Origin of the sequence: Streptomyces sp. NPDC058284, from assembly GCF_042881135.1 — a bacterium.
Taxonomy (GTDB): Bacteria; Actinomycetota; Actinomycetes; order Streptomycetales; family Streptomycetaceae; genus Streptomyces.
In genome coordinates, this window is record NZ_JBHVYE010000005.1 from 234,234 (window position 1) to 247,693 (window position 13,460).

The 13,460-nt window shown below is 70.6% G+C and carries 11 protein-coding genes, 1 pseudogene and 1 riboswitch; of the genes and pseudogenes, 6 read left to right on the plus strand and 6 right to left on the minus strand.

Translation table 11 applies throughout. From position 1 onward, the window contains the following. Positions 1-125 precede the first annotated feature (125 nt). The 6 genes from frr (at position 126) to ACFVYR_RS10435 (ending at position 7,149) form a co-directional block, all read left to right on the plus strand. A complete protein-coding gene (frr, locus tag ACFVYR_RS10410; protein ID WP_384250064.1) occupies positions 126-683 on the plus strand; it encodes a ribosome recycling factor in 558 nt (185 codons plus the stop codon). Positions 684-714: 31 nt separating this feature from the next. Then, a complete protein-coding gene (locus ACFVYR_RS10415; protein WP_384250066.1) occupies positions 715-1,824 on the plus strand; it encodes a phosphatidate cytidylyltransferase in 1,110 nt (369 codons plus the stop codon). Positions 1,825-1,919: 95 nt separating this feature from the next. Further along, positions 1,920-3,026, plus strand: coding sequence for a 23S rRNA (adenine(2503)-C(2))-methyltransferase RlmN (gene rlmN / locus ACFVYR_RS10420; RefSeq protein WP_384250069.1), 1,107 nt, complete (start codon positions 1,920-1,922; stop codon positions 3,024-3,026). Between the two features lie 42 nt (positions 3,027-3,068). Beyond that, positions 3,069-3,185, plus strand: a riboswitch (TPP riboswitch). A gap of 78 nt (positions 3,186-3,263) precedes the next feature. Continuing rightward, positions 3,264-4,349 carry a thiamine ABC transporter substrate binding subunit gene (locus ACFVYR_RS10425; protein ID WP_384250071.1) on the plus strand — a complete coding sequence of 362 codons (1,086 nt, stop codon included), beginning with the start codon at positions 3,264-3,266 and terminating at the stop codon, positions 4,347-4,349. A gap of 116 nt (positions 4,350-4,465) precedes the next feature. Further along, positions 4,466-6,076: an ABC transporter permease gene (locus ACFVYR_RS10430; RefSeq protein WP_384250223.1), complete on the plus strand. Its 1,611-nt coding sequence runs from the start codon at positions 4,466-4,468 to the stop codon at positions 6,074-6,076. A gap of 35 nt (positions 6,077-6,111) precedes the next feature. Continuing rightward, the gene (locus ACFVYR_RS10435) at positions 6,112-7,149 is read left to right on the plus strand and encodes an ABC transporter ATP-binding protein (protein ID WP_384250225.1); all 1,038 of its coding nucleotides are present in this window, start codon (positions 6,112-6,114) and stop codon (positions 7,147-7,149) included. A gap of 85 nt (positions 7,150-7,234) precedes the next feature. Here the strand turns inward: ACFVYR_RS10435 and ACFVYR_RS10440 are convergent, their stop codons facing one another. The 6 genes and pseudogenes from ACFVYR_RS10440 to ACFVYR_RS10465 all read right to left on the minus strand — a co-directional run bounded on the left by ACFVYR_RS10440 (position 7,235) and on the right by ACFVYR_RS10465 (position 13,342). Beyond that, positions 7,235-8,404 (minus strand): LOG family protein, encoded by a 1,170-nt coding sequence (locus tag ACFVYR_RS10440; RefSeq protein WP_384250074.1) that lies wholly within the window; start codon positions 8,402-8,404, stop codon positions 7,235-7,237. An 87-nt stretch (positions 8,405-8,491) separates the two neighbouring features. Beyond that, positions 8,492-8,899, minus strand: a complete 408-nt coding sequence (locus ACFVYR_RS10445) for a VOC family protein (RefSeq protein ID WP_384250076.1) — start codon at positions 8,897-8,899, stop codon at positions 8,492-8,494. A 142-nt stretch (positions 8,900-9,041) separates the two neighbouring features. Then, a complete protein-coding gene (locus tag ACFVYR_RS10450; protein ID WP_384250079.1) occupies positions 9,042-10,241 on the minus strand; it encodes a hypothetical protein in 1,200 nt (399 codons plus the stop codon). A 293-nt stretch (positions 10,242-10,534) separates the two neighbouring features. Further along, positions 10,535-11,236 (minus strand): annotated as a pseudogene (locus ACFVYR_RS10455) (ABC transporter ATP-binding protein); the annotation flags it as partial. Positions 11,237-11,432: 196 nt separating this feature from the next. Beyond that, positions 11,433-12,812, minus strand: coding sequence for an aspartate aminotransferase family protein (locus ACFVYR_RS10460; RefSeq protein ID WP_384250082.1), 1,380 nt, complete (start codon positions 12,810-12,812; stop codon positions 11,433-11,435). Continuing rightward, the gene (locus ACFVYR_RS10465) at positions 12,797-13,342 is read right to left on the minus strand and encodes an Lrp/AsnC family transcriptional regulator (protein WP_384250085.1); all 546 of its coding nucleotides are present in this window, start codon (positions 13,340-13,342) and stop codon (positions 12,797-12,799) included. Before ACFVYR_RS10465 ends, ACFVYR_RS10460 begins: the two co-directional genes overlap by 16 nt. Between the last annotated feature and the right edge of the window lie 118 nt (positions 13,343-13,460).

Genomic DNA, 13,460 nt, shown 5'->3' on the forward strand with positions numbered 1-13,460 from the left:
GACGCGAGACGTCACTTGAGGGGATGGACAAAGCCCTGCCGGTCGGACACCGTGCAGGAAAGACACGCGACGCAGCCGGCCGCCCCGTGCCGGCCGGGCCTACTCAAGACACGCAGGAGCAAGTGGTGATCGAAGAGACCCTCCTCGAGGCCGAGGAGAAGATGGAGAAGGCCGTCGTGGTCGCCAAGGAGGACTTCGCCGCGATCCGCACCGGCCGTGCGCACCCGGCGATGTTCAACAAGATCGTGGCTGACTACTACGGCGCGCTGACGCCGATCAACCAGCTGGCCTCGTTCTCGGTGCCCGAGCCGCGGATGGCCGTGGTGACCCCGTTCGACAAGAGCGCGCTGCGCAACATCGAACAGGCGATCCGCGACTCCGACCTCGGCGTCAACCCGAGCAACGACGGAAACATCATCCGTGTGACGTTCCCTGAGCTGACCCAGGACCGCCGCAAGGAGTACATCAAGGTCGCCAAGACCAAGGCCGAGGACTCCAAGATCTCGATCCGGTCGATCCGCCGCAAGGCCAAGGAGGCCCTCGACAAGGCGATCAAGGACGGCGACATCGGCGAGGACGAGGGCCGCCGCGGCGAGAAGGAGCTCGACGACACCACCGCGAAGTACGTCACGCAGGTGGACGAGCTGCTCAAGCACAAGGAAGCCGAGCTGCTCGAAGTCTGAGTCTCGAGTCCGAGGAATCAGGAACCGATCCGTGAACGACTCTTCCTGGGGGGCGCCGCCCAGAGCCGGGTATTGGGGGCCGCCCGACGCGGGGCCCGGTCAGGGGGCGACCCCGTCAGGTCCCGCGTACGATGCGCAGGACGCGCTGTTTCCGTCTGAGACGCAGCCCATGCCCATCGTGCCCGACGTACCCGTCAACGGCGGAGACCAGGACGACGGCCGGGGGGCCACTCGGACGGGCGGCCCCCTGTTCCGTGACGAGCCTCCGCAGGAGCCCATGCCCAGCGCACCACAGCCGCAGCCGGCCCCGGCCGCACCGCAGAAGAAGAGCGCGGGCCGCGATCTCGGGGCGGCCATAGGAGTCGGTGTGGGACTCGGCGCGGTGATCATCGCGTCGCTGTTCATCGTGAAGGCCGTCTTCATCGGCGTCATAGTGGTCGCCGTCGTGGTCGGCCTCTGGGAGCTCACCTCGCGGCTCGAGGAGCGCAAGGGCATCAAGGCGCCGCTCGTGCCGCTCGCGGTGGGCGGTGCGGCGATGGTCGTCGCCGGTTACGTGCGCGAGACCGAGGGCGCGTGGGTCGCGATGGCCCTCACCGCCCTCGCGGTCCTCGTCTGGCGCATGACGGAGCCGCCGGAGGGCTATCTGAAGGACGTCACGGCGGGGGTCTTCGCCGCCTTCTACGTTCCTTTCCTCGCGACCTTCGTGGCGCTGATGCTGACCGCCGAGGACGGCGCCATGCGGGTGCTGACCTTCCTGCTCCTGACCGTCGTCAGCGACACCGGGGCGTACGCGATCGGCTGGCGCTTCGGCAAGCACAAGCTGGCGCCGCGCATCAGCCCCGGCAAGACCCGGGAGGGCCTGGTCGGAGCGGTCACCTTCGCGATGGCCGGGGGCGCGCTGTGCCTGCAGTTCCTGATCGACGACGGCCAGTGGTGGCAGGGCCTGGTGATCGGCTTCGCCGTCGCGGCGAGCGCCACGCTCGGTGACCTCGGCGAGTCGATGATCAAGCGGGACCTCGGCATCAAGGACATGGGCACGCTGCTGCCGGGCCACGGCGGCATCATGGACCGCCTCGACTCGCTGCTGCCGACGGCCCCCGTGGTCTGGCTGCTGCTGGTCATCTTCGTCGGTTCGGGCTGATCCATACCTGGCTGACCTGCGTAAACGTGCGTTAGGGGTTCGTTGTCCACAGGGCGGCGAGCCCCTTCGCGTATGTCTGCGACACTGGAAGGACCATGCCTGTACCCGGAGAACTCACCTTCGTCGCGCCCCGCGGAGCCAAGAAGCCCCCGCGGCACCTCGCCGACCTCACGCCCGCCGAGCGCAAGGAAGCCGTCGCCGCCACCGGCGAGAAGCCGTTCCGCGCCAAGCAGCTCTCGCAGCACTACTTCGCGCGGTACGCCCACGACCCGGCGGAGTGGACCGACATCCCCGCCGGTTCGCGCGAGAAGCTCCGTGAGGCGCTGCTGCCCGATCTGATGTCCGTGGTGCGGCACATCAGCTGTGACGACGACACCACCCGCAAGACGCTCTGGCGGCTGTTCGACGGGACGCTCGTCGAGTCGGTGCTCATGCGCTATCCGGACCGGGTCACCATGTGCATCAGCTCCCAGGCGGGCTGCGGCATGAACTGCCCGTTCTGCGCCACGGGACAGGCCGGCCTCGACCGGAACCTGTCGACGGGCGAGATCGTGCACCAGATCGTCGACGGCATGCGGGCGCTCAGGGACGGCGAGATCCCGGGCGGGCCCGCGCGCCTCTCCAACATCGTCTTCATGGGCATGGGCGAGCCGCTGGCCAACTACAAGCGCGTGACCGGCGCCATCCGCCGCCTCACCGACCCGGAGCCGGACGGCCTCGGCCTGTCGCAGCGCGGGATCACGGTGTCGACGGTGGGGCTCGTGCCGGCCATCCACCGGTTCTCCGACGAGGGCTTCAAGTGCCGCCTCGCTATCTCGCTGCACGCGCCGGACGACGAGCTGCGCGACACGCTCGTTCCCGTCAACACGCGGTGGAAGGTGCGCGAGGTGCTCGACGCGGGCTGGGAGTACGCGGCCAAGTCGGGCCGCCGCCTCTCCATCGAGTACGCGCTGATCCGCGACATCAACGACCAGGCATGGCGTGGTGACCGGCTCGGGCGGCTGCTCAAGGGCAAGCCGGTGCACGTGAACCTGATTCCGCTGAACCCGACGCCGGGCTCGAAGTGGACCGCGTCGCGCCCCGAGGACGAGAAGGCGTTCGTGGCGGCCATCGCGGCGCACGGTGTACCGGTCACGATTCGGGACACCCGGGGTCAGGAGATCGACGGAGCGTGCGGTCAGCTCGCCGCGGCCGAGAGGTAGTCTGACGGGCGTGCGGGCGTACGTCTCGTACACACATCTGCATATTTCCGACAGGGGAGCGCCACAGCGCTGAGAGTGCGGCACCTTGGACAGGTGGGCCGCAGACCCTCTGAACCTCGCCCGGGTCATTCCGGGTAGGGAGTTCGGGCATGACTCAAGCTGTAGCGCCCTGCCCGCAGGCCAGTCGGTCGGCGGGCGGGGCCGCGTCTCTTCCTGGTCACCCAGGAGGAAGTTTCAGTGAGCACCACCAAGAAGGTCACGTTCACCGCCGTGGCGGTCGGCATCGGGCTCGTCGCCGTCTCCGCGTGCGGCAGCTCCGACGGCGGTTCGGGGAAATCCGACTCCAAGAGCGTGACGCTCGTCAGCCATGACTCCTTCAACGTGTCCAAGGACGTGCTGAAGGACTTCGAGAAGCGCTCCGGCTACCGCGTGCACGTCCTGAAGGACGGTGACGCGGGCGCCGCCGTCAACAAGGCGATCCTCTCCAAGGACAACCCGCAGGGCGATGTCTTCTTCGGCGTCGACAACACGCTCCTGTCCCGGGCGCTCGACAACGGCCTCTTCCAGTCGTACGAGGCCAAGGGGTCGGACAAGATCGGCTCGCAGTACCGCGTCGACCAGGGCAAGCACCGGGTCACCCCCATGGACAGCGGCGACATCTGCGTGAACTACGACAAGAAGTACTTCGCCGACAAGAAGCTGGCGCCGCCGAAGTCCTTCGACGACCTCGCCAAGCCCGCGTACAAGAACCTGCTGGTCACCGAGAACGCCTCGACCTCCTCGCCGGGCCTCGGCTTCCTGCTCGGCACGGCCGCCAAGTACGGCGACGGCGGCTGGGCGGACTACTGGAAGAAGCTCAAGGCCAATGGCGTCAAGGTCGTCGACGGCTGGGAGCAGGCCTACAACGAGGAGTTCTCCGGGTCCGCCGGCGGCAAGAAGGCCAAGGGCGACCGGCCGCTCGTCGTCTCCTACGCCTCCTCGCCGCCCGTCGAGGTGCTCTACGCCAAGCCGCAGCCCAAGGAGGCACCGACCGGCGTCGCGACCGGCACCTGCTTCCGACAGGTCGAGTACGCGGGCCTGCTCAGCAACGCGGGGAACGCCAAGGGCGGCAAGGCGCTCCTCGACTTCCTCGCGGGCAAGGAGTTCCAGGAGGACATGCCGCTGAACATGTTCGTGAACCCGGTGCGCGAGGGCACGAAGCTGCCCGAACTCTTCACGGAGCACGGAGTGACGGTCGACAAGCCGCAGACCATGGATCCCAAGAAGATCGCCGACAACCGTGAGCCGTGGATCAAGTCGTGGACCTCGCTCGTACTGAAGTAGCGAAGTCAGGGGAGGGGGCGGGGTCGGAGTCGGACGCGGAGCCGAAGGTGAAGCCGTCGTCGCAGAGCCGCCCGCGCGCGGGTCTGCGTCGCGCGGGCGCGGCGCGGCTCGCTCTGATGGGCCTGCCCGTCGCGTTCTTCGCGCTCTTCTTCGCCTACCCGGTCACGGCGATCGTCGCGCGCGGGCTGCACGTCGACGGGGCCTGGCGCTTCGGCCGGATCGCGGACGTCCTCGGGCAGTCCGACATCCGGCACGTGCTGTGGTTCACCACCTGGCAGGCGCTCGCGTCGACGGCGCTCACGCTGCTGATCGCGCTCCCCGGCGCGTACGTCTTCGCGCGCTTCGACTTCCCCGGCAAGCGGGCGCTGCGGGCCGTCGTCACCGTGCCGTTCGTGCTGCCGACGGTCGTCGTCGGGACGGCCTTCCTCGCGCTGATCGGGCGGGGCGGGCTGTTCGACGAGCTGTGGGGCGTACGCCTGGACACCACCGTCTGGGCGATCCTGCTCGCGCACGTCTTCTTCAACTATGCCGTCGTCGTCCGCACGGTCGGCGGCCTCTGGTCGCAGCTCGACCCGCGGCAGGAGGAGGCCGCGCGGATGCTCGGCGCCTCGCGCTGGACGGCGTGGCGGACGGTGACGCTGCCCGCGCTCGGCCCCGCGGTGGCCGCGGCCGGGCTGATGGTCTTCCTCTTCACCTTCACCTCCTTCGGCGTCGTGCAGATCCTCGGCGGACCCGCGTACTCGACCCTCGAAGTGGAGATCTACCGGCAGACCGCACAGCTGCTCGACCTGCCGACGGCCGCGGTCCTGACGATCGTGCAGTTCGCGGCGGTGGGGCTGATCCTCGCCGTCCATGCCTGGACGGCACGGCGGCGCGAGAGCGTGCTGAAACTCGTCGACGCCTCCGCGGTGGCGCGCCGGCCGCGCGGCGCCGGGCAGTGGACACTGCTCGGGCTCGTCATGGCGACGATCGCCCTGCTGATCCTGCTGCCCCTCGGGGTGCTGGTCCAGCGGTCCTTCGAGGGCCCCGAAGGCTTCGGATTCCAGTACTACGAGGAGCTGACCTCGGCGGACGGCGGCGCCTTCCTCGTACCGCCGATCGACGCGATCTGGAACTCCCTGCAGTACGCGGTCGTGGCCACGGCCATCGCGATCGTCATCGGGGGACTCGCCGCCGCCGCGCTCACCCGGCGTGCCGGACGCCTGGTCCGCGGCTTCGACGCGCTGCTCATGCTGCCGCTCGGGGTCTCCGCGGTGACGGTGGGCTTCGGGTTCCTGATCACGCTGGACGAGCCGCCGCTCGATCTGCGGACCAGCTGGATCCTCGTACCGCTCGCCCAGGCGCTGGTCGGTGTGCCCTTCGTCGTACGCACCATGCTGCCCGTCCTGCGTGCGGTGGACGGACGGCTTCGCGAGGCGGCGGCCGTGCTCGGGGCGTCGCCGCTGCGGGTGTGGCGGGAGGTCGACCTGCCCATGGTGCGGCGGGCGCTGCTGATCGCCGCCGGGTTCGCCTTCGCCGTGTCGCTCGGCGAGTTCGGGGCGACCGTCTTCATCGCGCGGCCGGACAACCCGACGCTGCCGGTCGCCGTGGCGCGGCTGCTCGGCCGGGCCGGTGACCTCAACTACGGGCAGGCGATGGCCCTTTCGACGATCCTCATGGTGGTGTGTGCCGTGTCTCTGCTGCTCCTGGAACGCATCCGTACCGACCGTACGACGGGGGAGTTCTGATGGCGGACGGGACGGGTGTGACCGGCGTGACGCACGTGAGGGACGCTTTGCTGAGTCTGCGGGACGCGACGGTACGTTTCGGGGCGCGGGCCGCGCTGGACCGCGTCGACCTCGATGTCGGGGAGCACGGAATCGTCTGCGTGCTCGGGCCGAGCGGCAGCGGCAAGTCGACGCTGCTGCGGGTGGTGGCCGGGTTGCAGGGGCTGGACGCCGGACGCGTCCTGCTGGACGGTCGCGATCAGCGCGGGGTGCCCGCGCACAAGCGGGGCGTCGGCCTGATGTTCCAGGACCATCAGCTCTTCCCGCAGCGTGACGTGGCGGGCAACGTCGCGTTCGGGCTGCGTATGCACGGCGCGTCACGGGGTGAACAGGCCGACAGGGTCGCCGAGTTGCTGGAGCTCGTCGGGCTGCCGAACGCGCAGCGGCGGGCGGTCGCCGCGTTGTCCGGCGGTGAGCAGCAGCGGGTGGCGCTCGCCCGGGCGCTGGCCCCGCGACCGCGCCTGCTGATGCTGGACGAGCCGCTCGGTCAGCTCGACCGCTCGCTGCGGGAGCGCCTGGTCGACGAATTGCGGGAACTCTTCGACGAGTTGGGCACGACGGTGCTCGCCGTCACGCACGACCAGGGCGAGGCCTTCGCCCTCGCCGACCGTGTCGTCGTCATGCGTGACGGCCGGATCGCCCAGTCCGGTACGCCCCTTGAGGTCTGGCAGTACCCGGCGGACGAGTTCGTGGCGCGCTTCCTCGGCTTCGACAACATCGTCGACGCGACGGTGCGGGGCGCGGTCGCCGACACGGTGTGGGGCGCGATCCCGGTACCGGAGCGGACGCCCGCCGGACGGTGCAAGCTCCTGGTCCGGCCCGCCGGGATGCGGCTCGTGCCCCTCGACGAGGGGCTGCCGTGCGAGGTGGTGGCGCGCACGTTCCGCGGCACCCATGTCGCGGTGCGGCTGCAGCCGAAGGAGGGGCCGCGCCTGGAAGCGGCGTGCGCGCTGCGTGCGGCACCGGAGGTGGGGGAGACGGTGGGGGTCGGATTCGACGCGGCGGATGTCGTGGTCCTCGGCGGGGCGGGCTGACGCTGGTCGCCCCGGCACGGTGCCGCCCGCGCCCTACACCGCCCCTGCCCCTACACCGATCCAGCCCCTACCCCGTCCCGCGCCCCTACACCGACCCCGCCGAACCGCTCGGCGCGCGGCCGCTCAGCAGGGCGTCGAGCGCGGCCGGTGCCTCCTCCACCCGGTCCACCAGCGCGATCCGCGACTCCATCGGCCTGCCGCGGGCCAGCGACTGGAGCAGCGGCCACACCGGCAGGTGCTCGGTCCAGTGCGTGCGGTCGACCAGGACCATGGGGGTGGGTTCGCCGCGCGACTCGTAGTAGTTGGGGGTGGCGTTGTCGAAGACTTCCTGGACCGTGCCCGCGGCGCCCGGCAGGAAGACGACGCCCGCGTTCGAGCGGGCGAGCAGACCGTCCTCGCGGGTGGCGTTGGCAAAGTACTTGGCCAGGTGGGAGGCGAACGCGTTCGGCGGCTCGTGGCCGTAGAACCAGGTGGGGATGCCCACCGAGGAGCCGCCGGCGGGCCAGCGCTCGCGGACCGCGAAGGCCGCCCGCGCCCAGTCGGTGACCGACGGCGTGAACGAAGGCGCCTTGGCGAGGAGTTCGAGCGCCTCGTCCAGCACGGGATCGCCCAGGGGCGCGGCGTAGGCGCCGAGATTCGCGGCCTCCATCGCGCCGGGGCCGCCGCCCGTCGCGACCGTGAATCCCGTGCGGGCCAGCGCGCGCCCGAGCCGCGCCGCCCCCGCGTAGGCGTCCGTGCCGCGCGCCATCGCGTGGCCGCCCATGACGCCCACCACCCGCGCCCCGGCCAGGTGCTCGTCGAGGGCGTCCGAGATCGAGTCGTCGTGGATGGCGCGCAGCATCGACGAGAAGACGTCACCGTCGGCCTTGGTCCGCTGGAACCAGGCGTACGCGTGGGCGTCCGGCGTCACCTCGTACCCACCGTCGGCGAGCCCGGCGAACAGGTCGCCGGGCGAGTACAGCAGACCCCTGTACGGGTTGAACGGCAGCCCCGGAACCGGCGGGAAGACCAGCGCCCCGCCCGCCCGCACCTTCGCCGCCGCGTCCTCGCGCATCGGGCAGCCGAGGAAGACGGCGCCCACGACATCGGCGGCGAGGAGCGCGCCGGTGCGCTCCGTCAGATCGACGGCCTGAACCCGGCACCCCGCGAGGCCACCGCGGCCGCAGATCTCGTCGAACTCGGCAAGGGTCTCGATCTCGCGGTCCCCGTCGGGAAGTTGCGGACTGGACGCGTGGCGTTCGGGGCTCGGCTGCATCCACCCATGCTATGCAGGCGGTCGGCGAGGGGGGCCATCGCCCAACGGGGTCCTGCCCTGCCCCATGCCCACAACGGCCAGCTCTCCTCAGCCGCCCTGGACCTCCGACGGGTCCATCCACATGATTTCCCAGGTGTGGCCGTCCAGGTCGTCGAAGGCGCGGCCGTACATCGTGCCGTAGTCCTGCACCTGACCCGCCGTGCCGCCTGCGGCGAGCGCCTTGTCCACGAGTTCGTCGACCTTCTCGCGGCTCTCGGCGCTGAGGGCGAGGAGCGCCTCGCTGGTCTTCGTGGAGTCCGCGATCTCCTTGCCGGTGAAGTCCGCGTAGCGCTTCTTGCTCAGCATCATCGCGAAGATGGTGTCGCTGATCACCACACAGACGCTGTCGTCGGACGTGAACTGCGGGTTGACGGCGTAGCCGAGCTCCGTGAAGAAGGTCTTCGTCGCGGCGACGTCGGACACGGCCAGGTTCACGAAGATCATCTGCTGGTACATGAGTGTCTCTCCCGGTGAGTGCGTGCGGCTTACGGAGGGGTAGACACGCGTTCGAGTCGGAACTCATCGGCCGTCGTGAAAGTTCTTCCACGAGTTTCGCGGGCGCGGATTCGCCACACGTCTCGCGGCGCGCGCCGTTCCGTCAGCGTTGCAGCGGCAGCGCCGCCAGCTCCGCGACGATCCAGGTCAACGGTCCGAACACGGCGACCAGCGCGCCCGCCCGCAGCACCGCGGAACCGCGCAGCAGTGTCGTCGGTGCCCCGAGCCGCAGCAGTGCGCCCGTCGTGTCCGAGCGGGCCTGCCTCGCCTCGACCGCGGCCGTCGCCAGGGTCAGTACCGCGCAGCCCGCGACGAGCAGTCCGCCGAGTGCGGTGAGCGGGCCCGCCTGGGAGCCCGTCCCCGCGTACGGCACGGTCGAGGCGTACGCGCCCGACGCCACCGCGCACAGCACGCCGAGCGGCTGCCCGATGCGCCGCGCCTCCTCCTGCAGCACGCGTCCCGCGAGCAGACGCAGCGCCCCGGGCCGCGCCGCCTGCAGGAGCCGCCCGCTGAAGTAGGTCACGCCGGGCCCCGCGAGTACGAGGCCGAGCGCGGTCAGCGCCCAGCCGGCGAGCACCCCCGCCGAACCGCCGCCGGCGCCGCCCGGCATGGGGAAGCCACCGCGTACGGTGCCGCCGGAGCGGCTGGCGTAGGTCTCCACGGCGAGACCCGCCGCGAGCAGCGCGACTCCCCACGGCAGTCCGTTCGGGGGGCGGACCGGGGCGTTCGGGTCCGCGGCGGGCGCCGGGCCGGTCTCCGCGCCCGGCTCCGCGGGGGCGGGCTTGGCGGCCCCGGTGGCCCGGCGCGGGCGCAGCACGAGCGCGCTCGTCGCCGACGCCGCGATCGGGACCAGGGCGAGCAGGGTCAGCGCGCCGGCCAGCGGCAGCGGTTCGTCGCCCGCGAGCAGGTCGGTCGCCGCGCCGTCGAAGGGCAGGCCGCTGATGTCGCCGCGCAGGTGCAGGAAGAAGAGCAGCGCCAGCACGGAGCCGAGGGTGCAGGACACAGCCGTGGAGGTCGCCGCGAGCACCATCAGGCGGCTGGGACCGAGGCCCACCGCGGAGAGCCCGCCGCGCGGCCGGGTGCCGGGGTCGGTCCGGGCCACGGCGACGGCGAAGTACACGGTGGCGGCGATCGGCGCGAGACACCACGCGAGGCGTAGCGCCGCCCCCGTCCCGGGGTGCTCCATCGCGTACGCCAGGGTGCACAGCAGCAGGAAGCCGGTGCCCGCGGACGCGGCGGCCACGAGGAGGCGCCGCAGCTGGACGAGCGGGTGGGCGCCGCGGGCTAGACGGAGAGCGAGCACGCGGCCCGGCCTTCCGTGCTGACGGTGCCGAGGGCGACGATGCCACCGGCGCCGTCGACGGCGCCCGGCCTGCCGGCTGCGTCGGGCGCACGGAGGGCTTTGGCTGTCTTCGCCGGGCGGGGAGTGGCGGGGGCCTCAGCGGTGCTTGGTGCGGTGGGTGCGGTGGGTGAGGTAGGCCCGGTGCGGGGTTCGGTGTCGGGCTCGGCGTTGGATTCGGTGCCGGGCGTGCCTGACGCATCAGACGCATCAGACGCATCAGGCGCATCAGACGCATCAGACACGGCCGTCGTGCCGTCCTCCGCCCCCGGCAGGTGCACCGTGTTCACGCGGCGCCCGTCGAGCAGCGTGATCGCTCGGTCGGCGAGGGCGGCGACGTCCGGGTCGTGTGTGGCGAGGACGACGGTGATGCCGTGCGAGCGGGCCGCCGTCGTCAGTGTGCGCAGCGCGTGGGCGCGCTCGGCGCGGTGCAGGGTGGCGGTTGGCTCGTCGGCGAAGAGTACGGACGGCATGGTGACCAGGGCGCGGGCGATGGCGACGCGCTGGCGTTCGGACTGGAGGAGGGCGTGCGGGCGCTTGCGGGCGCAGGCGCCGATGTCGAGGCGGTCGAGCCACTCCAGGGCGGCGGGCTTGGAGACGCGGTGGGAGGCGCCGCGCAGCATCAGCGGCAGGGCGACGTTCTCCCAGGCGGTGAGTTCGGGGACGAGCTGCGGTTCGGGGTCGATCCAGCCGAAGCGGTCGCGGCGCAGACGTTCGCGCGCCAGCGAGCGCATCGTGTGGACGGGGGTGCTGTTGAACCAGACCTCGCCCTGCTGGGGGAGGAGCTGCCCGGAGAGGCACCGCAGGAGCGTCGTCTTGCCGCAGCCGCGCGGGCCGTTGACGGCGAGGATCTCGCCCTCGCGGACACCGAGCGAGACGCCGGTGAGGGCGGGGGAGCCGTTGTGTGTGACGTGCAGGGTGTGTGCCCACAGCACGTCGTTGTCCGGCGGAGCCACCATCACGTACACCTCGGTTCAGATCAGTTGCCTCCCCCGTACGGGGGAACGAAGGCGGGGCCGATCGGTCACTTGGCACGCTAGGGAGCCGGGCGTACCTGCCCGGAAAAGACGCGGCCCGGGGGCGCCCGTTCTCACTCGAACGGACGCCCCCGGGGCCGGTGTTGATCACTCGATCATACGAGGGACCGGATGACGGTCAGAGCTTCGTCCACGCCTCCGTGAGCACCTGGCGCAGGATGCCCTCGATCTCGTCGAAGGTGTCCTGCGTGGAGATCAGCGGCGGGGCGAGCTGGACGACCGGGTCGCCGCGGTCGTCGGCACGGCAGTACAGGCCGTTGTCGTAGAGCGCCTTGGAGAGGAAGCCGTACAGGACGCGCTCGGTCTCCTCGTCGTTGAAGGACTCCTTGGTGTCCTTGTCCTTGACCAGCTCGATGCCGTAGAAGAAGCCGTTGCCGCGGACGTCGCCGACGATCGGCAGGTCGAGCAGCTTGCGCAGGGTCTGGTAGAACGCGTCCTCGTTGTCCAGGACGTGCTGGTTCAGGCCCTCCTTCTCGAAGATGTCGAGGTTGGCGATGCCCACCGCGGCCGACACGGGGTGGCCGCCGAAGGTGTAGCCGTGCAGGAAGGTGTTGTCGCCCTTGTAGAACGGCTCGGCGAGCTTGTCCGAGATGATGCAGGCGCCGATCGGGGAGTAGCCCGAGGTCATGCCCTTGGCGCAGGTGATCATGTCCGGGACGTAGCCGAACTTGTCGCACGCGAACATCGTGCCGAGACGGCCGAAGGCGCAGATGACCTCGTCCGAGACGAGCAGCACGTCGTACTTGTCGCAGATCTCGCGCACGCGCTGGAAGTAGCCGGGCGGGGGCGGGAAGCAGCCGCCCGCGTTCTGCACCGGCTCCAGGAAGACGGCGGCGACCGTCTCCGGGCCCTCGAAGAGGATCTCCTGCTCGATCTGGTCGGCGGCCCAGCGGCCGAATGCCTCGGGGTCGTCGCCGTGGATCGGGGCGCGGTAAATGTTGGTGTTCGGCACCTTGTGCGCGCCCGGGACGAGCGGCTCGAAGGGTGCCTTCAGGGCCGGCAGGCCGGTGATGGACAGGGCGCCCTGCGGGGTGCCGTGGTAGGCCACCGCGCGGGATATGACCTTGTACTTCGTGTGGTTGCCGGTGAGCTTGTGGTACTGCTTCGCCAGCTTCCACGCGGTCTCGACGGCCTCGCCGCCACCGGTGGTGAAGAAGACCTTGTTGAGGTCGCCCGGCGCGTAGTTCGCGAGGCGCTCCGCGAGCTCGACGGCCTTCGGGTGGGCGTAGCTCCACACCGGGAAGAAGGCCAGCTCCTGGGCCTGCTTGTAGGCGGTCTCGGCGAGCTCGTGACGGCCGTGACCGGCATTGACGACGAAGAGGCCGGACAGACCGTCCAGGTACTTCTTGCCCTTGTCGTCGAAGATGTAGGTGCCCTCGCCACGCACGATGGTGGGGACGGGCGCGTTCTCGTACGACGACATGCGGGTGAAGTGCATCCACAGGTGGTCGTAGGCGGTCTGGCTGAGGTCCTTGCTCACGGCTATCGGGTTCCCCACATATAGGTCTGCTTCTTGAGCTTGAGGTAGACGAAGCTCTCGGTGGAGCGCACGCCGGGGAGGGCGCGGATGCGCTTGTTGATGACTTCGAGCAGGTGGTCGTCGTCTTCGCAGACGATCTCCACGAGGAGGTCGTGCGAGCCCGCGGTCATCACCACGTACTCGGCCTCCGGCATGGCGGCCACGGCGTCCGCGACCGGGTCCACGTCGCCCTCGACGTCGATGCCGACCATTGCCTGCCTGCGGAAACCCACGGTGAGCGGGTCCGTGACGGCGACGATCTGCATCACGCCCTGGTCGAGCAGCTTCTGGACGCGCTGGCGCACGGCCGCCTCGGAGAGGCCCACGGCCTTGCCGATGGCGGCGTACGGACGGCGTCCGTCCTCCTGGAGCTGTTCGATGATCGCCAGGGAGACGGCGTCCACGGGGGGAGTGCCGTTCCCATTGCCGCTTCCGCCCGGGTTTCCGGTGCGGGAGCCGCGGGGGCCACTGGGGTCTGCGCTGCGACTTGCCACGACCTCACTGTGCACGACGTCTCGTCACTTCCGCAAGGCCAGATCGATGAAATTCGTTGTCTGTGACTTCAATAGACACGGATTCCGCAGTTCTGGGCCGCTAGGTATGTTGAAAGCGTCGGTGCAGCGACTA